Origin of the sequence: Paenibacillus enshidis (genome assembly GCF_042136365.1) — a bacterium.
Classification (GTDB): Bacteria; Bacillota; Bacilli; order Paenibacillales; family Paenibacillaceae; genus Paenibacillus; species Paenibacillus enshidis.
Window position 1 is genome coordinate 18,773 of the sequence record NZ_JBHHMI010000005.1, and the last position, 21,103, is coordinate 39,875.

The 21,103-nt window shown below is 44.4% G+C and carries 12 protein-coding genes; 1 reads left to right on the top strand and 11 read right to left on the bottom strand.

Features of this window, described 5'->3' with window-relative positions; all coding sequences use genetic code 11:
* Nucleotides 1-88 precede the first annotated feature (88 nt).
* The 7 genes from ACE41H_RS07740 to ACE41H_RS07770 all read right to left on the bottom strand — a co-directional run bounded on the left by ACE41H_RS07740 (nt 89) and on the right by ACE41H_RS07770 (nt 8,375).
* Nucleotides 89-1,375: a glycosyltransferase family protein gene (locus tag ACE41H_RS07740; protein ID WP_375354544.1), complete on the bottom strand. Its 1,287-nt coding sequence runs from the start codon at nt 1,373-1,375 to the stop codon at nt 89-91.
* A gap of 13 nt (nt 1,376-1,388) precedes the next feature.
* Nucleotides 1,389-3,383: a hypothetical protein gene (locus ACE41H_RS07745; protein WP_375354546.1), complete on the bottom strand. Its 1,995-nt coding sequence runs from the start codon at nt 3,381-3,383 to the stop codon at nt 1,389-1,391.
* Nucleotides 3,384-3,395: 12 nt separating this feature from the next.
* Nucleotides 3,396-4,649, bottom strand: a complete 1,254-nt coding sequence (locus tag ACE41H_RS07750) for a rhamnosyltransferase WsaF family glycosyltransferase (RefSeq protein WP_375354548.1) — start codon at nt 4,647-4,649, stop codon at nt 3,396-3,398.
* A gap of 69 nt (nt 4,650-4,718) precedes the next feature.
* Nucleotides 4,719-5,804 carry a class I SAM-dependent methyltransferase gene (locus tag ACE41H_RS07755; protein ID WP_375354550.1) on the bottom strand — a complete coding sequence of 362 codons (1,086 nt, stop codon included), beginning with the start codon at nt 5,802-5,804 and terminating at the stop codon, nt 4,719-4,721.
* Between the two features lie 5 nt (nt 5,805-5,809).
* Complete coding sequence (locus ACE41H_RS07760; RefSeq protein ID WP_375354552.1) at nt 5,810-7,105, bottom strand: ABC transporter ATP-binding protein; 1,296 nt, start codon at nt 7,103-7,105, stop codon at nt 5,810-5,812.
* 35 nt (nt 7,106-7,140) lie between these two features.
* Nucleotides 7,141-7,929, bottom strand: a complete 789-nt coding sequence (locus tag ACE41H_RS07765) for an ABC transporter permease (RefSeq protein WP_375354554.1) — start codon at nt 7,927-7,929, stop codon at nt 7,141-7,143.
* A 5-nt stretch (nt 7,930-7,934) separates the two neighbouring features.
* Nucleotides 7,935-8,375 carry a hypothetical protein gene (locus ACE41H_RS07770; protein ID WP_375354555.1) on the bottom strand — a complete coding sequence of 147 codons (441 nt, stop codon included), beginning with the start codon at nt 8,373-8,375 and terminating at the stop codon, nt 7,935-7,937.
* 112 nt (nt 8,376-8,487) lie between these two features.
* Here ACE41H_RS07770 and ACE41H_RS07775 point away from each other — a divergent pair, with 112 nt between their 5' ends.
* A complete protein-coding gene (locus tag ACE41H_RS07775) occupies nt 8,488-10,950 on the top strand; it encodes an O-antigen ligase family protein (protein WP_375354557.1) in 2,463 nt (820 codons plus the stop codon).
* A 60-nt stretch (nt 10,951-11,010) separates the two neighbouring features.
* On the opposite strand, the gene galU is transcribed toward ACE41H_RS07775, so the two are convergent.
* The 4 genes from galU to ACE41H_RS07795 all read right to left on the bottom strand — a co-directional run bounded on the left by galU (nt 11,011) and on the right by ACE41H_RS07795 (nt 20,824).
* Entirely contained in the window at nt 11,011-11,907 is an 897-nt protein-coding gene (galU, locus tag ACE41H_RS07780) for a UTP--glucose-1-phosphate uridylyltransferase GalU (protein ID WP_375354559.1), read from the bottom strand.
* A 391-nt stretch (nt 11,908-12,298) separates the two neighbouring features.
* Complete coding sequence (locus ACE41H_RS07785) at nt 12,299-15,838, bottom strand: DEAD/DEAH box helicase (protein ID WP_375354560.1); 3,540 nt, start codon at nt 15,836-15,838, stop codon at nt 12,299-12,301.
* Nucleotides 15,839-16,020: 182 nt separating this feature from the next.
* The gene (locus ACE41H_RS07790; protein WP_375354561.1) at nt 16,021-18,534 is read right to left on the bottom strand and encodes a U32 family peptidase; all 2,514 of its coding nucleotides are present in this window, start codon (nt 18,532-18,534) and stop codon (nt 16,021-16,023) included.
* 382 nt (nt 18,535-18,916) lie between these two features.
* Nucleotides 18,917-20,824, bottom strand: coding sequence for a stalk domain-containing protein (locus ACE41H_RS07795; protein ID WP_375354791.1), 1,908 nt, complete (start codon nt 20,822-20,824; stop codon nt 18,917-18,919).
* Between the last annotated feature and the right edge of the window lie 279 nt (nt 20,825-21,103).

Here is a 21,103-nt window from a genome sequence, read left to right on the forward strand (position 1 = left end):
CATTACTTTATACCGATATTTCGTCCCCAGATCACATGATATTTGATTTCGTATAGGCTGTTCTTCTCATATCCTTCTATTTCACAAATCAGAATTTCTTTAATTTACAATAAATAAGATTTATTCCTCTGCAAAATACATAAACTGCTTTTTTCATTAATGAAAAATCAATATTTTTTTTTCTGTGTTTCGGTTTATTATTTTGTACATAATTCACAATACATTTAATATTATTACTCCACTGATACTGATTAATTAAACTCTTAAAATTAGACTCATAAAACGATTTACCCGGAAATTCCATAATCTGTTTCGCCAAATTCTCTGGTGTCAGATTTTCAATAACCATTCCAATCGACTTATCCTTTATTTCATCAGAAAAAAAATCACCTGAATTGGTTAAAATCGGTAGTCTAGTCCAAATGTAATCCAACATTCTGGTCCTGAAGGAATAACGAGTTTCAATATGATTTTTATGAATATTTACTCCAATATCTGCTTCTAATAAATAATTTTGCCTTTCTTCATAAGGAACCCAGTCATTAAAGAACACAAACTTATCGGTTAGCCCCAATTGATTACTCAATTCAATAGTCTCATCAACGATCCTCATCCTCTTTATACTAGCATTAGGATGTTTAATTCCCATAAAAAAAAGCTTAATATCACTTCGCTGATAACTAACAAGCTTCATCGCCTCAATGAGAGTAATGGGATCAAACCATTCCCATATTCCTCCCCCCCAAACAATAACCCTGTCATGTTTATCTATTCCAGGGTACACTCCTTTAAGAACTTCCTTTGTTTTGTCTGGGGGAGCATTTGGAATACCGAAAGGAACTACACCAATTAAATGCTCAAGCGACTTACTAATGCTGTATTCCTTTAAATTAATTCGTTTTAACGCATTAAGTGTTCCAAGCCAGAAGTCTTTTTGTTTTTCGGATGCACAGATGAAATAATCACCATACTTCAACTGATCATTTTGAATATTAACTATATTATTAAATATAAGATTACCCTTCATATCGTTTTGGTTCAGTTCAAGATGTTCAAGCACGAAAGGATCATACAAGTCCACAATTATACTTGCTTTAGCGCTTCTCAAAAATCTAAACTTCCATAAAATATCTCCTTGCAACAAAATAGAATCGACACTTTTTGCGTGCTTTTTTAATTCTTCACAGTTAGTGCTGCTTAACTTTATTGTAGTACCATTTAATTCACTATGAAGATCAAAGTTATGGTAGTTAGGAATTGCAAGTATTACATTAAAATGCTTAGAAAGCTCGAGAGCCAAATTCCAATATCTAATACCAGGACCGGCCATTTTAGAGGCTATTACATCTGATGAAATAATCAATAAACTTTTCATAATATTAACCTTCTTATTCACCCTTATTTTCCTCTTTAAAATACACCTTTTTGTTATAGATACTTATTAATGGCCTCAAACGAAAATAGGTAAGTAAGCCTTGTGGCCACGAAGAATCTTCAATGTATCGAACAAATTGTTTCTTTCCTTCCAGAGACAACACTGCCTTTACAGCCAATTTTAAAGGGAAGGATCTCTTCTTTTCGACAAATTCCCCAACACCAAAAGTTTCATTATGAGCTAAATTAAAAAAGGCATTAGCTAAAGAATTAGAAGGTTCTGTTAGTAACTCTCTTAATAATTCCTTAGAGTATTCTTTCAATTCTCTAGTAGTCCAGGCTTGATTGTATAAAAGAGGATACCATCTTTCACAAGCATCCAAGACGCCTTTTTGAAAATGAGATATATATTTTTCATGCACCTCATTCTCTTTCTTGCTTTCATCATAACAAACCTTTAAGTTATTACTCACAACTTCATAACCCTTGACACTTCCCATTGCTGCATTGCACAGCATTTCAAGTGGAGCCACATGTCGGATCATATTCATTTCCTGCTGGCTTATAAAAGAACGCTTCGTTGTATTATCTGGTTGGACATTTATAAATGAGTATAGGCCAAAATAATAACCAATAACTTTTGAGTGATCTAGCAAGTAAGCCAAATTATCTTGAATTGTTCCCCTCCACCCAATATCAACCATAAAAACATCGGTTCCATTTGTAATTTCGTGTTCTTTCAAATACCTTGTAAGCAGTTCTCTCTTCAAAGAAATATCATTACTGAGCATGGTAGTAAAATCACTATCAGTGAACAGTCTGATTACAGACTCATTTTGCCACGGATACACGATTGCTTCATCCACGTTCAAATTATATTTCATCATGAAGTCACCGTACTTATTTAGATCTACGTTCAAGGTTTTGAAAAGCGCACTTATAGATTGTATAGAATACTGATTCCATATACGCATAAACTCCTGAATCGACACTTCTCTTAAAGAGGGAGAGAATGTTGCCAGTCTGCTGACTTCTAACAATTCAGACTTCGGTAAGACATTCGCATGAGGATGAACACTAGAAATAACATCATGAATTTTTTTGAAAAACACACCCTCTCTTGTCAAATAATAGACGGTTTTGGCCTTATTTTGTTTGGCGGCCTCTATCACATGAAGAATAAAGCTCAGAAAAATCAAACTAAATTTCACACCATCATTATAGCAAGCATGATTAAACTTATTTAGATACAATTCATTACTTATACTTTCACTCATCTCTTTCAACACAGAGGAAGGTGTATTAATTCTTTTTTCAAATCTAATGTTATGCTCTTGTCTCAAGCCTTCTTCTCTTTCATTAAAATAATGCAATACATTTATCCCCAGTTTTGAAGGTTGCGTAACATCTGAATGTTTATTATCACCTAAATGAAAATGCTCCGACGGACTCACTTGATGTATCTCATGAATTTTTTTAAAAAGATTAGAACTTCTTTTGTTATAGCCTAACTCTACAGAAGTAATTCCATTCTCTTCTGTTAACCCCTTTGCCCTCAGTATCTCAATAATGAATGAACTATCCGCATAAAAGTCTGAAAGAAAAGATCGTTGCTTATAGGAATAACTATTTAATACATTAAGTATATTGGGATCCAAATATGTGATATCAATCTCATGTTGTAGTTCTGCACAATATAAATCATCCACAATGCATTCTATATCTTCGTCTGAAATAGATGAAGAAGATATTTCTTGTAACCACTTTTTCAAAACATCTTTTATATCATATTCATCATCCAAACCATTATTAACATTCAATTGTCCAAGTTCATATTCTATACGCTGTCGCTTACGAAATAAAATGATCTCATTATCATCAACAAGTTCCAATTCAGGATAATTTGCACGCAAATAATTAATGGAACTAATCTTAACCTCATCTGGATGACTTTTTCTTCTTAGGACAGTGTCCCAAATATCAAATGTTAGTAACTTGTACTGATCCATGTTTAGACCTCATTAAATTATTTTTTTTACCTTGTTTTTAACTTTTCTCAAGAAATCTTTTAATCCCAGAGAAGAATTAGTTTTTACGGGATACAATGGCTTTATTTTTTTTAGGAAAGCATCGGCAACTACCGGAGGCTCGTTGTAAGATTTAGGATATACCTGATTTTCAAAACTTCCACTCATTAAAATATTCTTTACAGCTTCAGTAAACTGCGTATATCCATGCTCTAATGTCTTTTCTTTCATAAACTCTACTCCGAATTGTGACATCGCATCTATTTGCTCTTCATTAGTCAATATACTAATTAATGCGTTAGCAATGGATTCTGGGGTCTGGTCAGCAAGCTTTACCCCACCATCTGGCATATCGTACAAGTTGTTCTCTCTATAAATATCCACGACTGGCAATCCCGCAGCCATCATTTCAAACGGAATTCTCGAGGGATTAGAGGAACTAATACACAAGCCCACTGAACACTTATTATACAATTCATTACACCCTTCGACCGAAATTAGCTCTAAATTTGTGTGTTCAAACCAAACATTCGTTTTATTTTTCGAACCGTATAGATAAATTTTAACTTCAGGCATTAAGTGTTTAACGATACCGAGGGCTTCTATCCCAATAATGCTACATCTTCGCGGTTTTTCCGGTTGATAGATAAAACATATTGCTTTTTCCCTTTTCGCCCCGGGAAGCCTCTTATACACATTATGATCTGCACAAAAATCAAAATAGCTAGAGGGTGTATTAAAGCGCTCAACCATCACATTTGATAGCCATTTCCCGATCGTAATTGGGGTCAAATTATACTTATACGAATTTTCAGCCAGGAGATATCCATCACCCATAGGATTAAAATAGGCCTCGAAATCTTGTACAAAATAAAATTTCTTGGTATCATATGGAATATCTCTGACAACCTTAGCAGTATGCCACGCAGTAGCAAAAATTGCATCATACTTTTTTTCTGTACTGAACCCAAGATAAAAATCAGCATTAATTTCTCCAAAATATCTATTGATGCTTAATTTCATGTCTTTAAGGTTCAAGTAACTATTGTCGTCTTCAATGTAAATATCACTTTCATATCCTTGTGAAGCTAATGCATTAACATTTTGAAATATAGTTCTATGTCCCCCAGATCCCTCCATCGGACTAGGCACAAACCACGCAACTTTAACCACAGTTTTCCCTCCACCAAAATCAAGTTGTTCCGTTAAATGAATGCGATATATCGCTAAAACGGTTGCTACTTTCAACAAAAACGCCTTTTTCGGGAGTACTAATTAGCTGTACTTCAACACTTACTTTCCATATTAAAACATGTATTACATCCATCCCCTTTTTCTCCCCCCCTTTTTCTCTAAAATCTCATTTTGCAATGCAATGGTCGTATCTCGTTCTTGTATCATTCCTTCCATCTCTTGCATTGCTTCATACCGCTTATCCAGCATCACATTTTGGGAGGCAATGACTTTATCTCGTTCTTGTATCATCCCTTCCATTTCTTGCATTGCTTCATACCGCTCATCCAGCATCACATTTTGGGAGGCAATGACTTCATCTCGTTCTTGTATCATCCCTTCCATTTCTTGCATTGCTTTATAGCGCTCATCCAGCATCATATTTTGGGAGGCAATGACTTCATCTCGTTCTTGTATCATTCCTTCCATTTGATTAATTGTTTCAAAACGTTCAATACCTAACACTTCAAGGTCATTAACTTTAATAGTTGCAAGATCCAACTCAGATTTTGAGGTATAATACAAGATTTTATCAAAAATATTCTCGTCAATCATTAAGTTATAGTATTTGTCACCTTTCGGAAATAGAACCCCCAGCCCCCAACTATGCTCGAATTCAAAGCTACTGTATCGCTCTTGAAGCTCTTTCCAAAAGACAGAAGATCCATAACCAGTATCCGATGCAATATCATGAAATAAGAAAATCCCATTTTTCTTCAACTTAGGAAGATAACTCAAATAATCATTTTTCACAGCATCGTACTCATGAAATCCATCAATATGAATAATATCAAAATAATCATCTACAAAGTAAGGATTTGCCTCATCAAAGGTCATTCTATGCATTCTAGTTTCTATTTCGAGAAAATAATTATCAATGGTTTTATTCACTAAACTATATACCTCTTCACCATAAAATCCAGCTTGGGAATCTCCCACCCATGTATCAACAGCTTCAATCGTTGTACTTATTTTAAAGTCTTTAATTGCTTGACACATAGCAAAAAATGAGCATCCATAATGTGTGCCAAGTTCTAGTACGTGCTCTGGCCTAATAAACCTTAATAAGTCGTAAACAAATCTCCTATGTCCTGACCATGGAGAGACATTTAATTTTTCATTTAGAATGTCTGATTCAAAAATAGGATTACTGATGTTCCAGTTAAGCATATTTTTCACCTCCGCAAGTTAGTGATCTCAACTTTTTCAATTTTATTATTAAACAAACAATGGATAGTTTTATGAGGAGAAACACAGGAAAATTCAAACACATTATGAGCCCAACATTGTATAACGTGCTGCAACTCATGACTACCCTCTCCTATTCCCAATGTAATGTAGTAGTAACCTTCCTTTATTTCAGGCCATTGGAAAACAAAGCTAGCAAGAATACCGCCTTCATCAAGCGAGAACACTTTCTCCAAAGAAGTAATGGTATTTTCACCGAAAATTTGATTCCCAAATTTATCCGAAACAATATACCCTATTACGCCCTCACGGATATTTTTCAAAGATTGAATAGTACACGTTATACGTACTTTATCGCCTGCCATAATATACCCTTGGTATGCAGAACCATTAACCTCTACCTTAAAGCTCTTTATAGATGCCTCCAAAGCACCTCCTAATGCTGCTTGATCTATCGTAGTGAACGACGCACTCTCTTTAATGCTAGTTTCCAACTCATTAGCTTTTAAAGCATAAGCTGATTCCTGTGACTTCACAAAGAAATTTTCTGAGTGCATCTTCTTAACGAAGTACTCAATTCCATCAAGTGTTCCACCATCAAACACTTTTTTCCCCTCAGAAATTACTATACATCTATCTGCAAGGTTCGCGACACTGGTCATATCATGAGTTACTATAATTTTAGTAACATCTTTCATTTCATTTTTCATGTATGTGTTACATTTTTGCTGAAAGAAAATATCACCAACGGAAAGAGCCTCATCTACAATTAAAATATCAGGTTCAAGGTTTATCATAAGTGCAAAGGCAAGCCTTGCAAACATACCGCTAGAATACGTTTTGACCGGAAGGTAAACATATTCTCCAATATCTGCAAAATCAAGTATATTTTCAAGTTTGTTTCTAATAGCCTCGTCTTCAAATCCGAACAACGATCCATTGAAATAAATATTTTCAATTCCAGTAAGTTCAGGATTAAAACCTGCACCTAGTTCAAGAAGTGAAGTTATTCTACCTCGAACTTCCACATCACCTAAAGTCGGGGTTAAGACCCCAGCCAATATCTTTAAGAGTGTAGACTTTCCCGATCCATTTTTCCCTATTACCGCAACTGTTTCCCCTCTATTGAGCTCCATGGAGAAATTTTTCAGAGCATACTTCTCCTCATGTAGTGCTTTGCTTGAAAAAAAATTCAATGTCTCCTTTAATCTATCCGATGGTTTCTTGTATAATTTATATAGTTTAGTTAGACCTTCGGCTCTTATCGCTGTCTCTGTATTCATAAATCAATCATCCTTCTCTTATAGAAAGGTTTTTATTAAAGAACATCTGAAAATGCACTTTTCGAACGCTTAAACAATAAAATTCCAATAACAAGAACAACAAGGACCTGAATGATGTACAATATGCTAGAAGTTCCATTTTCCCAAAAATGACGACCATAGATGAACGAATCACGATAACCGGAAGTTACATAATACATGGGATTTAACTCGAAAATAAAGGAGTATTTATCAGATATGATCACAGGATTCCAAAAAATAGGTGTCAACCAAAAACCAAACTGTATAATTATCCCTACAATTTGACCAACATCTTTAAAAAATACGCTTAATGAAGAAGTTATATAGGCTATCCCAATTATGAGTAATGTCGAAGTAAAAAGATAGTATATTATATCAAAGTAATATACGGTCGGAGAATACCCATGTGCAAGAAACAGGCAGATCGCAAGTACGATAAAAAACAAATGTATCAGTAAAGAAGCCAAAATTTTGATTAATGGTAAATACCCAACTCTAAATCGGACTTTCTTTACTAAGTAAGCATTATCAATCACAGATGTAGTTGCAGCCCCTATACTGTCCGAAAAATAAAACCAAGGTATTATCCCTGGAACTAACCATAGAACAAAGGATATATCATTAACAGGAGCGCTTCTAAATCCCACTTCAAAAACAAACCAGAACGTTACAATGGTGATTATGGGATTGATTAATGCCCAGAAGACACCTAAATAAGAACCAAGGTATCGTGTTTTAAAATCATTTTGTACCATCTTCCACAGTAACTTCCGATCAAGAATAAATTGCTTTACGTAATTCAAGATACTTATTCTCCTTTTATAATTTCTTTTAAGAATTTATTGTTCAAATTATTAATTTCTCTTTTTAACTTAAGTAAAACAAAAGTCAAGACCAACAATAAAATAGATAACACACTAATAATCACAACCACTACTGTATTCACATAATTACGAGTCACACTTTCATTTAAAACGTCATTTATCTTCTTATTGTTGAGGTAGAGGTCTCCATTCAGATATATTCCACCAAAATTATCAACCATAACTGCCTCTTTTTTTCCATCGTTACTGACAATTCTAAAGCCTGCCTCTGATTGCTTTATAGTAAGCCACTCTCTTTGATCCCCTTCAGATTCCATTCTTTTTTCCAGCTTTATATAATCATCAGAAGCAAAAGCTAGTCTACTGAAAGACAACAGCGTAATTAGTAAAAATATAGTCCCAAACAAAATCTTACAAACTTTCATAATTCCTTTAACATTCCTTTCTTCACATGATTTAAAATAATTACAAACATGATTTCTAGAGAACATTATGCTAAAATATTGACGTATCTACAAGAAAAGGAGATTGTAAACCTTGTCGAATCCAGTATACGGGAAACAAGCCCAAACGTCGACCCGTGACGATAAAAGGTCGTCGTTATTTTGGGTGTTAATTGTTGGAATCATGTTGTTGTTTATCTGGGCTCCATTTCAGGCAGCTCTGTTCAATGGGCAAATGCTTGATTTCGAGAAGCCTGTTTATTGGGCTCTCACTATCACCTCTGTTCTTTTGATCATAGCACTACTTAGCTATTATAGAAAATTCAGACTGGAAGAGCAAAGGGACTGGCTGGCAGTGTTGGTAGTTCTGCTTCCGCTGACTTACGTATTATCTCTAGTCTCCGCTGCCTCGCACTACTTGGCCATGAATATGGTGATCGTACAGTGCATTTACGCTGCCATGTTCATCATGTCGTTGTACCTCTTGAAGGATCGGCTGGGCAATAACATCATCCAAACTACGATAATGACTGTAGCTTATTTGATCGTTGGTTTTGGTTTTATCAATTGGTTCGGACAGTGGGTTCTGGCCGGCAAGCTGGTAGACTGGTTCTCCAGTGCAGTGTATCAAAACCGCTATACCAGTGCCGTCATGACGGATACGAACGGTCTGCGTCTGACTTCTGTATTCCAGTATGCGAATACTTATGCGGCGTTTCTGATGGCATTCTTTTTTGCAGGGATCTTTAGCTTGATGAAATCAAAGACCTGGTTTGGGCGGCTAACACATGGCTTTATGCTCGTTCCGATTCTGGTTTCTCTGTTTCTGACCTTGTCCCGTGGCGGCTTGGTTATGATGCCGGTTGTATTCATCCTGTTGCTGTTGTTCTTCAAACCGGCCCGGCAGTTGCTGTGGATTATCTATTGTGCGGTATCAGGAGTTGTCTCGTTGGCTGTTCTTAGCCCGATTACCAATATAGGACTTGATCTGAATCAAACGTACAACGGAGCCACCGCAGCCAAAGGCTGGGGATTGCTCATTGCAGCTTCGCTCGTTGCAGGCGTAGTATCCTGGCTGATTCAGCAGTATGTCGCGCCAAAGCTTGAGAACGGCATGCAAGGCTGGGCCTCGCGAAAACTTTCCAATCTGTGGCTGCCTGTCGGCTCGGTCATCATCGTCGGGGTTGTAGCCTTCCTGCTGATCGGTACAAGCCTGCGCAACGTATTGCCTGAAAATATCCGCGTACGGGTGGAAGGCATCAACTTCCAGCAGCACAGTGTATTGGAACGCTTTCAGTTTTATGAGGATGCATCTAAGCTGATTGCGGACTACCCGATTATCGGAGCTGGCGGCGGCGGGTGGGCAACACTGTACGAGAAGTATCAGGATTACCCTTATACAAGCCGTCAGGCACATAACTTCTTTATGCAGTATTTAGTCGAGGTAGGTATTTTAGGCTTTGTTATCTTTATGGCTTTCATTTTGTTTGTGTTTTATAAATATATCCGTGGTTATATTCAGCAGAATGCGGAGCAACGAGACTCTTACTTTCTCTATTTCATTTTAACGCTGTCCATCCTGCTGCACAGTATCCTGGACTTTAACCTGAGCTATGTGTTCATGGGTATGCTGGTATTTGTAGGGCTAGGGGGTATGGCTGCGGCAATGGACAGCAGGCCAGTGAAACGGCTTTCTCTGAATCCTGCCGCTTTCAGACCACTGTACAGCGGGATCATTGGAATTGTAGCGATCATCCTGGTATTTACTGGTTTGCGTTTCATACAATCAAGCAGTGCATCCATGGAGGCCAGACAGGTTGCTCGTACGAGCCAATCTTTTGATCAGATTCAGGCGGCAGCCGATGAGGATTTGTCCATCCGGTCGACGCATCCAGATTCGCTAATCCTGCTGTCATCACTATACCAAGCAGCCTATAAACAAACTCAGAACGAACAGTTTTATACGGCTGATGAAGACTTGCTGCAGCGGGGCTTGATAGCCGAGCCTTTTAATAAAAGCATGACTTCTAATCTAATGTCTCATTATCAATTGAAGAACAACAATGAGAAGGCTTTTGAAATCCTTCAGGATAAAATTTCGAACTATACATGGGATATTACGTGGTACAACAATCTCATTCAGCAAGCTTTTACTCTCGGCAATCAAGCGAGAGAGCAGGGTGATACGGCGAAGCAGCAGCAATACTTTGAAGCAGGCTTGAACGCCTATCAAAAAGTGCTGGATGGAATGGCGCACATTGATGCCCTACCTGACAGCATTATGATTGCGAAACCGTTTAATGTGACGCCTGAAATCGCCTTGAATACGGGCAAAATTCAGTTTATGTCCAATAAACCTGCTGAAGCGACAGCGATCCTGCAGCCTCTTCTTAACGAAGATCTAAGCAACGCAACGAATAAAGAAATCGCCCGCTACTACGTTGCCGCTACTCGGAAACAAGGACAGGTAGATCAGTCTTGGTACAACAAGCTGATTCAAGCCGATGCAAATGAAAAGCAGCAGGTTGATGCTTTGGTTGCACTAAATCTTCAATAAAATGGAATTAATAATAACATCTTTCAAGGTACTTCACAGAAGACAAGAAAAGGTCACTCTCTAAAGAGTGACCTTTTTCTCTTGGTCCATTTTCTCAATGACCCGTCTCATATAATCGAGGACGTCATTTTTCAATTCATCATGCTTAAGTGCATAATGAATTGTAGTTTCAATGAAGCCTAATTTTTCACCCACATCATGCCGATTCCCGTCAAATTCATAACCAAGGATCGGGCTATGTTCACCTAATTCCGCCAAAGCGTCGGTAAGCTGAATTTCACCGTTCACGCCTGTTTTTTGCTGCCCCAGCAATTCGAAAATATCCGGGGTTAAGATATACCGTCCCATGATGGCCAAATTAGACTTGGCTTCCTCCGCCTTTGGCTTCTCCACCAACCGTTTCGCTTCGACAATCTTATCCTCAAGCGAGGTACCTTCCACAATACCATAGCGGTTCACCTCGTTCCAAGGAACCTGCTTTACCCCTACCACGGCCCGCTGATACCGGTCAAAGACATCCATCATCTGCTTGAGACAAGGGACTTCGGATTCAACGATATCGTCCCCAAGGAGGACGGCAAATGGCTCATCTCCGATAAATTTACGGGCACACCAGATCGCATGGCCCAGGCCTCTCGGCTCCTTTTGGCGTATGTAATGAATATCCGCCATTTCAGAGGGTTTGCGCACTTCATCAAGCAGCTTCCATTTTTCTTTTTCAGCCAGGTTATATTCGAGTTCAAAGGAGGAGTCAAAATGGTCCTCGATCGCTCTTTTCCCTTTACCCGTAACAATAATAATATCCTCTATTCCCGAGGCAACAGCTTCCTCAATAATGTATTGAATGGTCGGCTTATCGACAATGGGAAGCATTTCTTTGGGCATCGCTTTGGTTGCAGGCAGGAATCTCGTACCCAAGCCAGCCGCCGGGATAATTGCCTTACGAATTTTTTTCATATGACTTGCTCCTTTATCTCATTCCATATCAATTCTTTAAAATGTATACGGCTCTATTATAACAGATATCTCCTAGCCTATAGTAAATCATATTTTGCACAGCCAATACATTAGAAAAATGCCAAGAATACCAGAAACAGACTAAGGAATCGAATAGGCTCATGCGCAATTGCATGGGCTCTGGGGTTCAGGCCACCCAACTGGTGGCCCGAACCCACAGAACCCGGATGTGCGAATCCTCGCATCCGGCTACTCCGGTGCTACCTACTCTGGGAACGTGATTCATTGTGAAAATCGGTAAGAGAACGCAGACCGATTCTGCTAAATCATTCGTTTGGCATCGCGTAGTACACATAACGCATCGGGAACGACGACTCTTTATCTCTGCAAGCTACATACTAAGTAATTCCCTGATGTCCTCCTCGCTCAGTGCGGAGGTGTTGCCTGTAGAAGAGTTCAGTACATCCTCGATCAGGTCCTTTTTCTTCTGCTGCAGCTCCAGCATTTTCTCTTCAATTGTGCCTTCTGCCACCATTCGGAACACCTGCACGATTTTACGCTGTCCCATGCGGTGGGCACGGCCCGCTGCTTGCTCCTCGACCGCCGGGTTCCACCACAGGTCGAACAGAACGACCGTGTCGGCGCCGGTCAGGTTCAGGCCGGTTCCACCCGCCTTAAGCGAGATCAGGAAGATGTCGTTCTCGCCTTCATTGAAGCGGTGGCTCATCTCCACACGCTCGCTGGCAGGTGTGCTTCCATCAAGATAGAAGGTCTGGTAGCCGTGCTTCTGCAGCGTAGTGCGAATTAACCCCAGCATGCTGGAAAATTGAGAGAAGATCAGGAAGCGGCGTCCACTGGCCAGACCGTCCGCTACCATCTCCAGCAGCTGCTCCAGCTTGCCGGAGGTTCCCTCGTAATTTTCAATGAACAGGGATGGATGGCAGCAGAGCTGGCGCAGGCGTGTAATTCCGGCCAGAATTCTCATGCGGCTCTTCTGGAAACCGTCTGTCTCCAGATCCTTCAGGGTGTCTTCCCGCAATCGTGCCATATACGCCATATACAGCTTTTTCTGCTCTTTGACAAGCGCCGAGCGGTGCACGGTGTCGATGCGGTCTGGAAGCTCCTCCAGCACATCCTGCTTGAGCCTGCGCAGCAGGAAGGGTGAAATCATACGTGCAATGCGCTCACGCGGCAGCTCTTGCAGATGGGTTTGTCCATGGAACAGGGCGGGAAAAACGGCCTCGAAGATCGACCACAGCTCCTGCAGCGAGTTTTCGATCGGTGTTCCTGTCAAGGCAAACCGGTTTTTCGCGGATAGCTGTTTCACCAGTTGCGCCGTCTGGGAGCCGCTATTTTTGATCGCCTGGGCCTCGTCCAGAATCAGAATCGGGAAGCTCTTGTCCTTATACCATTCTGCGTCCCGGCGCAGCAGTGGGTAAGAGGTAATCAGCACATCGTAAGCCTGTGCCTGCATGTCCTCCATCAAGCTGCTGCGCTGCTCTTTGTCGCCGGCAGCTACTGCGACCTTCAGTTCCGGAGCAAAGCGGCGCAGTTCATTCTCCCAGTTATAGGTGAGTGAAGCTGGCGTAATGATCAGCACAGGTTGCTGTGCTGCAGGATCGGCATTTCGGCTGCCTGTCCTTGCTTCAGTGCCTGCTTCAATGCCTGCTTCATTACCCGCCGCAGCGGCCGCTACACGCTCGTCCAGTTCAGAGCGAATATAGGAGATCGTCTGTAAGGTTTTACCCAACCCCATATCATCGGCCAAAATGCCGCCAAAACCAAAGGCAGACAAGTTCTTGAACCACTGAAAGCCCTCTGCCTGATAATCCCGCAATATTGGCTCCAGACTGGCAGGCAGTTCGTACGACATCCGCTCCGGACGAAGCAGACGCTCCAGAAACTGGCGTAAAGGCTTGCCGAGCCGCACAGTTTTGCTCTTCGCCTCCTCAGGGTGAAACAGCTGCAAGGCCCGCAGACCCGGCAGACGAAACACGCCTTGCTTCGCCTGATCACGCTTCAGGTCCAGTTGTTCAGCTACGGTCCGGATTTCATCGTAAGCCTGTCCTTCCAATGACAGAAGTACGCCGTCACGCAAACGCACATATTTTTTCTTCTCTACAATATGCTTCAGAATATGAATGATCTCTTCAGTCTCTATGCCCTCCAGCTCAAAGGCAAGCTCCAGCCAGTCGAGCCCCTGTGTGATGTCCGCCTTCAGCTTCATCTGGTTGGAGGAGCGCTGCCTGAACTGCTGCACCGACTGTGACACATACAGCTCTGCCAGTTCCTCCAGCGAGGGCAGCACATGATACAGCATCTCATACATCTGTTCATCCGTGCTTGCCAGCCAACGGCCGCTGATACAGGATATAGCAGCCTCCTCCAGCAGTCTCAACACACGCTGTTCATGTTCACTGTCACGAATGAGAATGATCTCTCCGGATTGGCGCTGTTTGGAGGAGGGCGATAAGGGATCAATTACAATATCCCCATAATGAAATTCGATGCGCAGCACCAGCGTTTGGGCCTCTCGATCCAGAAAGGCCTTGATGGTAAGCTCAGGCTCTTGAATATTCTTCTGCACCTTCTTATCCAGCTTGACCTCACCGAGCTGACGCAGCACAGGCAGTGTATTCTGCAGGAAGGGCTCAATCTGTCGGGCAGACACCTCAATCCGTTCCTTACCACCATAAGTGGACAGAGTGGATTTCAGCATGGACAGCTGTCGAATATGCCGGGGCTCCATTTTGAACAATTTTCCAGACTCCAGCACAATTCCGTAATTCTCCAGAAGTGCCAGCCTGTTTACACCTTCCACCTTCAGAGCATAACCATCTTCCTGACCCGGAGTGATCTTATACTGAACCGGCGGCAGTCCTTCAGCCTGTTCAAGCTGATTGGTACCTAATGTGCCCTTCCCCTCCCAGATGACATGTCTCGCTTGCAGCAGCCTGTCCAGCAGTTGATCCCACACTATGGGTGGAATATACATTCGCTTGGGATCTTCGTAAGTGCCGAGGCTGGACGAATAAGGATTTATCGTTTTCTTCATCAAGCGTTCATTGGCTCTGGCGCGCAGCAGGATGTCCATAATCGCCTGATCCTCCGGCAGAAAGATCTGGCTTGTCTGATCGAAGGTGAACATTTTTGTAAAAGGATACGACTCTCCGCTGCCCACCGCATCCAGAAAGTCTCTGATCTTCTGCACAATATAAGTTCGTTTGATCCCGATTTTCATCTCCAGTGCCAAATGATCTTCAATATTGTAGCCTTCCATGACCTTGACTATATATTCCACCTGTAGCGCGTCTTTCACTGGAATACTCCTGAACGTATCGGATACCGGAGCCTTATCATGTCCCGCTTTACGTACATCCAGTATTTTTATCATCTGCTCGGCTGCTGCGTAACTAACCGATGGCAGCTTCTGGATCTTAGAGTTCACGGCTCTCTGACCAGCAGGGATCGGCGACGCTTCCTGTCGGCTGTTCGTCTGCGGATGGCTGGCAGAGCCGGAAGTAGTGCTAGTCACGCGATGCAACAAAGAGTTCGGCCCCCAAATGGAGAGGGATTCCTGCTCAATGCGCTCTTTTTCCCTCTTTCTCTCCTGCTTCTCGTCCTCCTTGTTCCTCCTATACAGGGAAATCAGCACCGCCGCGACATGCTTGCAGGCTTCGTAATAATAGCTGCCATAGGCAGGACAGGTGCAGCTTGTCTCTACATCTCCATAGTCATCTATATCGACAGTAACCTTGTATTTTTTATTTCCTTGCACAACAGCATTGTATCTTTCACTACTATCGGACAAGTTCATATTTTCTTCAAGATTGAGGGAGATCACACGGCGAGAATCGCAGTAGTCTCTTCCCCTGTTATAGGCTGTTGTTCCGCACAGGGTGCGTATATCATTCAAGCTATAATTGAACATGACTTTGGCACCACCTTTCGCAAAACTAGTTCCATAATCTTAAAAAGCCCCCAGCTCCACAGTACACGTGGTTCCTCTGGAGGCGCAAGTACAGTATATTCACAATATAACTATATCAGAGTTGTGATATACATAGCAGTTTATATTTGAAAAGCCTTGAAAGTTATTCTGTATTTCTATTTCTATTTCACCAGTTGCCCTCTTGTCACGCCAAGCTGGTTAGTAGCCTTCAGCGTCTTCCACACCTGGGTGCCGCTGATTTCGCCGCGCAGGGCGCGTTTATAGAGGTCGATGACCTCGTGTACCTGTTCCGGCGTCTCTTCCAGGAACTCTACGCGGAAGCGGGAGACACCGAGGTCCATGAAGTTGGACAGGTACTCGGCGCCGGACTGCTCGATGGCGTTGTAGACCGTGTTGCGGCAGCCTTCGTCCACGCGGACCGGATGGGACATGCCGATGCGGTCCTGCAGGGAGACGCGGTGCTCCTCGCACGGACGGCCGCAGTTGGTGTAGTCCGTGCCTTCGCTCAGGAAGGTGCAGTAGACGCAGTGTTCGGTATGGAACATCGGCAGATGCTGATGAATGACGACTTCCATTTTGTCCGTACGTGACCGTCCAAGCAGATCAACCATCTGCTGGATGTTCAGGTCGTACGACGGTGTTACGGCATCACAGCCGGCCTCCATGAAGAGATCGACCGCCTTGTGGTTGGCGATATTCAGCGAGAAGTCTCCGATCAGCTCCGGATGCTGCGCGTCCAGATTTTCACGGCGATGCTTCAGGTAGAAATAGAGCGCACCGGTGTTGCGCACCAGCACCGCATCGGGCTGGAGGCGCAGGATGTTGTTGTGGTAACCGTTCTCGCCGGGCATGTGGATGCGCGGGGTGACCAGCGCAATCTTTCGCCCTGCGGCGTGCACGGCCTCAACCGCAGCCGGGAACTGCTTGATGAACTCGAAGTCGGCGTAGATGAACTGCACGCCGGCTTCGAGCGCAGCCTCTACCTGCGGGAGGCTGCGGCACAGCGCGGTCAGCTCCGCCTGACCACGCGCCACCGGCGCTGCTGGCACGGCCGCATCGCCGTAAACCTGGGCCGCCCGTTTCACATAGACCGGCGGCTTCGGCCGTTCGCCCGCGAGCTGTTCCACCGCCTTGCGGCGGATGTTGTTAAGCTCGCGCATTGGCACGATGACGTCCCCGTGCAGGTGGACGTCCAGTGCCTCAAGCTGGAACACAGTCCCGCCCAGACGGCCGAATTGCTCTTCGAGCAGCTCGGCGGTCATTGGACGCTTCTGGGCGATCTCCAGTTCCAGCTCGGAATCAACGCGGACCGTTGTGCCCTTCTGCACGTCGGTCCACCATGTCGTCAAAGGCTGGCCGGGATGGCCTACAGCCTTCACATGCACCGGGAAGACCCGATACGGCTTCTCCGTCTCGTACGTCTGGCGCAGGCGCTTGTCCAGCGCCGGATCGTTCGTTTTCCAGATGCGGTCGCCGATATGGAGACGGCGCAGGTCCACATCGCTCCGGCCTGGCACGATATCGATCATCCAGCCTTCGCCGGCTTCGCCTTCCACCTTGACGCCTTTGCGGCGAATGTCATAGACACGTCCGCCCTCTTCCTTCTTCGTCGGATCGCCGGCATCGAAAACAATGCCGTCCCCACGCTTAAGCGGCGCCTCAATCCGGCACACAACCCCGTCTCGCAAAATTTGCTCCACCCGTCCGAGGTAGACGCCACGGCTTTTCGGGAATGTGCCGTCCACGAGTTTCTTGTTATTCGTTCCATCCAGGAAACCATGCGTAAAGCCACGCGAGAAGCTCTGCTGCAGCTCGCGTATTTCTTCTTTGCTCGGCTTCGTGTCGTCATCTGCGAAGTACCGGTCAATCGCCTTGCGGTACTTGCTGACTACGTTAGCTACATATTCAGGCGACTTCAGGCGTCCTTCAATCTTAAAAGAGGTCACACCTGCTTCGATCAGTTCAGGCATGATATCGATCGCAGCCAAATCCTTCGGTGACAGCAAGTAGGCGACATCGCCCATCGGCTTCTGCTCACCGTCTACCATCAGGTCATATGGCAGGCGGCACGCCTGTGCGCATTCGCCGCGGTTGGCCGACCGTCCGCCCCACATTTCGGATGTCAGGCATTGGCCCGAATAAGAGACACACAGTGCCCCGTGGACAAACACTTCCATCGGCAGCTTTGCCTGCTCGCCGATTTTCTTGATCTGCTTGAGGTTATTCTCCCGTCCCAGCACCACCCGTTCCATATTGAACGGCTTCGTAAATTCCACGGCTTCCGGAGAAGTGATGGTCATCTGCGTGGAACCGTGAATCGGAAAATCCGGCGAGATCTCGCGAATCATTTTCACAAGGCCCAGGTCCTGCACAATCACTGCATCCACACCTGCATCAATACAGGCATCGATCAACTCCTTGGCATCCTCCAGCTCATTTTCAAAAACGAGGATATTAAAGGTCAAAAAACCTTTGACCCCATAGCTGTGCAAGAACGCCATAATCTCCGGCAGCTCATCCATCCGGAAGTTGTTGGCGCGTGCCCGGGCATTAAACTTCTCCACCCCGAAAAAGATCGCATCCGCCCCATTGGCCACGGCCGCCCGCATGCAGTCCCAGTCGCCCGCCGGCGCCAGCAGCTCCACGTCTGCTCTCCGCAATTGCTGTATTTCCATATAATCCTCCCTGATCGGCGCGCTGCGCCCGAATGTCTTGACTTTCCGATTACCGATTTCATATAGTGAAAACCATCTATCGACGTACTTCTCAAAGTATCTGAAAAAGAGCAATGTGTAGCAGGAATGTACTGCCCCATCTTTCATTTTGTACAAATCAATGACTTTGTAACTAATCTAGTGTACCAGACTGCGCGGCCCCCTTCTACTCTTTCCAGGCATTCCTTTCAGAAAATTTTCAGCTGGCACGAATAATAGGGCAACAGCGATTCAAGGAATATTTCCTTCTCGGGGCGTCTTACAACACGGAAAAAGGGGCCCCCACCCAGGACTTGGATCCTTTTGGGGCGCCCCTAAATCATAGAGCTCTGCTTAAAAAATGTTAATCGACGAATTTGAACGAATTTAATGCGGAACTCAAAGCAAGCGATTGCGCGGCCGTATTGTTCGCATCATTCAGCGTTGTGGACAGAATGTAAGTCGCGCCATTATGCTCCAGCAAAATTTGGCGGCCTGTATAGGCAATGCCGTTATTATCCGTTTGATGGAAGGTGAAAGAGACGGCCGGTACTCCAGCAAAATTAATGTCTTTCGCTTCCTCAACCTTCAGGTTCGTGTAATCCTTTGCCTCATTGTCGTAAAAATCCTTGAGTTGGGAAACCGTCATTTCATACGACTGGTCTTCATCAATTCGGATGGCAAAGCTGCCACCGAGAAACTCGTATTCGACATCCGCAGACTCAAAGCGTTCGCTCACCGGTGTCCAGTAGGAAGGGATGTCTACCGAATATCCGTAGGCCTTTGATATTTTACGATCCGTTTTCGTCTTGTCTGTCAGATACTCATTCTCTTCGAGCTGGCCGAAGTTGGTGGAAACCACGCTGAAGTCGATGTCCAGGCTGCGAATCAACAGCTCGAACTGATCCTGCCCTTTGCCGTCATCGTCCGGGAACGAGTATTCCGCCAGATAGCGGTAACCGTTCTCCTGCAGCATGACATCATATTCCTTCACCCAGCCGTTCCCGAAGTCATAGCGGTATTCATGAATGATAGCGTTCTTGCCCGCCACTTCCAGCGGATATGTTTTCTTCGCTTCATAAGCGGAAGACATAAATGAATCCTTCAACCAGGACTGCAGTTGTGCGCTCCAGTCTTCCAGAGCAAAGCCCTGCGGGGCTGAGGTTACGGTAAGCTTGAGCTTGGAGCCGTCCCGGCCCTCATACAGCATGCTGCTATTGTCCCCCGTCCAGCCGGCCGGAATTTTCAGGGCTATGCCGTAATCGCTATTGTATGCATCCTTCATCCCGCCTTCGATGGTGGAAATATCCTTAATGACCTTGTCATCCATGTCAAAGGAGGTTTTAAACGAATTCAGAAGCCCTGCGTATTTATTGAGATCCTTATAGTTCGCGGCGGTTGAATCGGTCAGATATACGGCATACACCTGACCATGACCATAATACTGCCTGTTCTCCCAGAGTGAACCGTCCCCATCCTTGGTTATGATGCGTGCGTAAGGCACCTCCGCATCCGGATAAACTCTGCGGTCAATAATCGTTTCGCCCGTTTCCTTCGCCGTCTGCACAAGCTGCTGAAGCAGATCATCGGCATCATACGGAACCGGCTGCGGCGAGACATGCACCTCCATGTAGTAGCTGCCGTCTTCGCTCATGAAGGTGGCGATGCTCTCATCCTCCCCGCTTTCGCCAATCATCAGCCCTGTCGGATAGCTCATCGACCAATTGTAATAGCTGTTGCCGACCTTTGTTTTTCCCTCATCGTTATCGATCGTCGGCACCTCCGGCTCTGCCGCAGCCGCGCCTGCGCTGGCTTCCATGCGGACGACGAGACTGCCGCCGCCTGTTTTCAGACTGCCGCCCAGACCTTCCGCCACTGACCGCAGCGGTACCATGAGCGTGCCGCCGCTCATTTCCGGTGCGGATGGCAGCTTTACCTTCTGTCCGTCCACCCAGGCCGTCCGGCTGCCAATCGTCAGAACAACCGTATGAGGACCGCTCATCACCTTGACCACATCGCTTTGCTCAAGGCGAATTTGACTGTTAAAGGCTTTCTTGAACACACCGACAGGCACCATCGTTATGCCGTTCTTGGTATAAGGCTTCGCAATGGCAATATTCTGACCGTTCACCACGGCTGTCATACTGCCGGTCTGCAGACGAAGCTCCGTTAATTCACCATCCGCCGCGGCGGGAAGGACCGGAAAGAGCAGGCTCAGGGCAGTCAGACCGGCCGCCAGCCTGCGGGTCATTTTCTTTTGAAATGGATTCATCAAATGCGCATGGAGACACGCGGCTTTAGCCGTGTGAGGAATTGCGCTTGGCATAAGGGCTACCATCGGTAGCTCGCAAGCCGAAATCTCCATGCTTCCCCCTTCCATAATGAAAATTTAACCATGGATCACTTGATCCAAGCTATACTGAATTCAAGTGAAAAGATAGTTCAAGAGAAAACCGTTAGTTGCTGGATGTCCATCACCAAGTAACCAAGGCACTCGTTGAAACAAACCCTATCTATCCCTATTGCTTTAACAATCACTATACCTGTACCG

Excerpts from the sequence above, each read along its gene's own strand:
- ACE41H_RS07740 (WP_375354544.1), bottom strand. The coding sequence starts at position 1,375 with ATGAAAAGTTTATTGATTATTTCATCAGATGTAATAGCCTCTAAAATG.
- ACE41H_RS07745 (WP_375354546.1), bottom strand. The coding sequence starts at position 3,383 with ATGGATCAGTACAAGTTACTAACATTTGATATTTGGGACACTGTCCTA.
- ACE41H_RS07755 (WP_375354550.1), bottom strand. The coding sequence starts at position 5,804 with ATGCTTAACTGGAACATCAGTAATCCTATTTTTGAATCAGACATTCTA.
- ACE41H_RS07760 (WP_375354552.1), bottom strand. The coding sequence starts at position 7,105 with ATGAATACAGAGACAGCGATAAGAGCCGAAGGTCTAACTAAACTATAT.
- ACE41H_RS07770 (WP_375354555.1), bottom strand. The coding sequence starts at position 8,375 with ATGAAAGTTTGTAAGATTTTGTTTGGGACTATATTTTTACTAATTACG.
- galU (WP_375354559.1), bottom strand. The coding sequence starts at position 11,907 with ATGAAAAAAATTCGTAAGGCAATTATCCCGGCGGCTGGCTTGGGTACG.
- ACE41H_RS07785 (WP_375354560.1), bottom strand. The coding sequence starts at position 15,838 with ATGTTCAATTATAGCTTGAATGATATACGCACCCTGTGCGGAACAACA.
- ACE41H_RS07790 (WP_375354561.1), bottom strand. The coding sequence starts at position 18,534 with ATGGAAATACAGCAATTGCGGAGAGCAGACGTGGAGCTGCTGGCGCCG.
- ACE41H_RS07795 (WP_375354791.1), bottom strand. The coding sequence starts at position 20,824 with ATGAATCCATTTCAAAAGAAAATGACCCGCAGGCTGGCGGCCGGTCTG.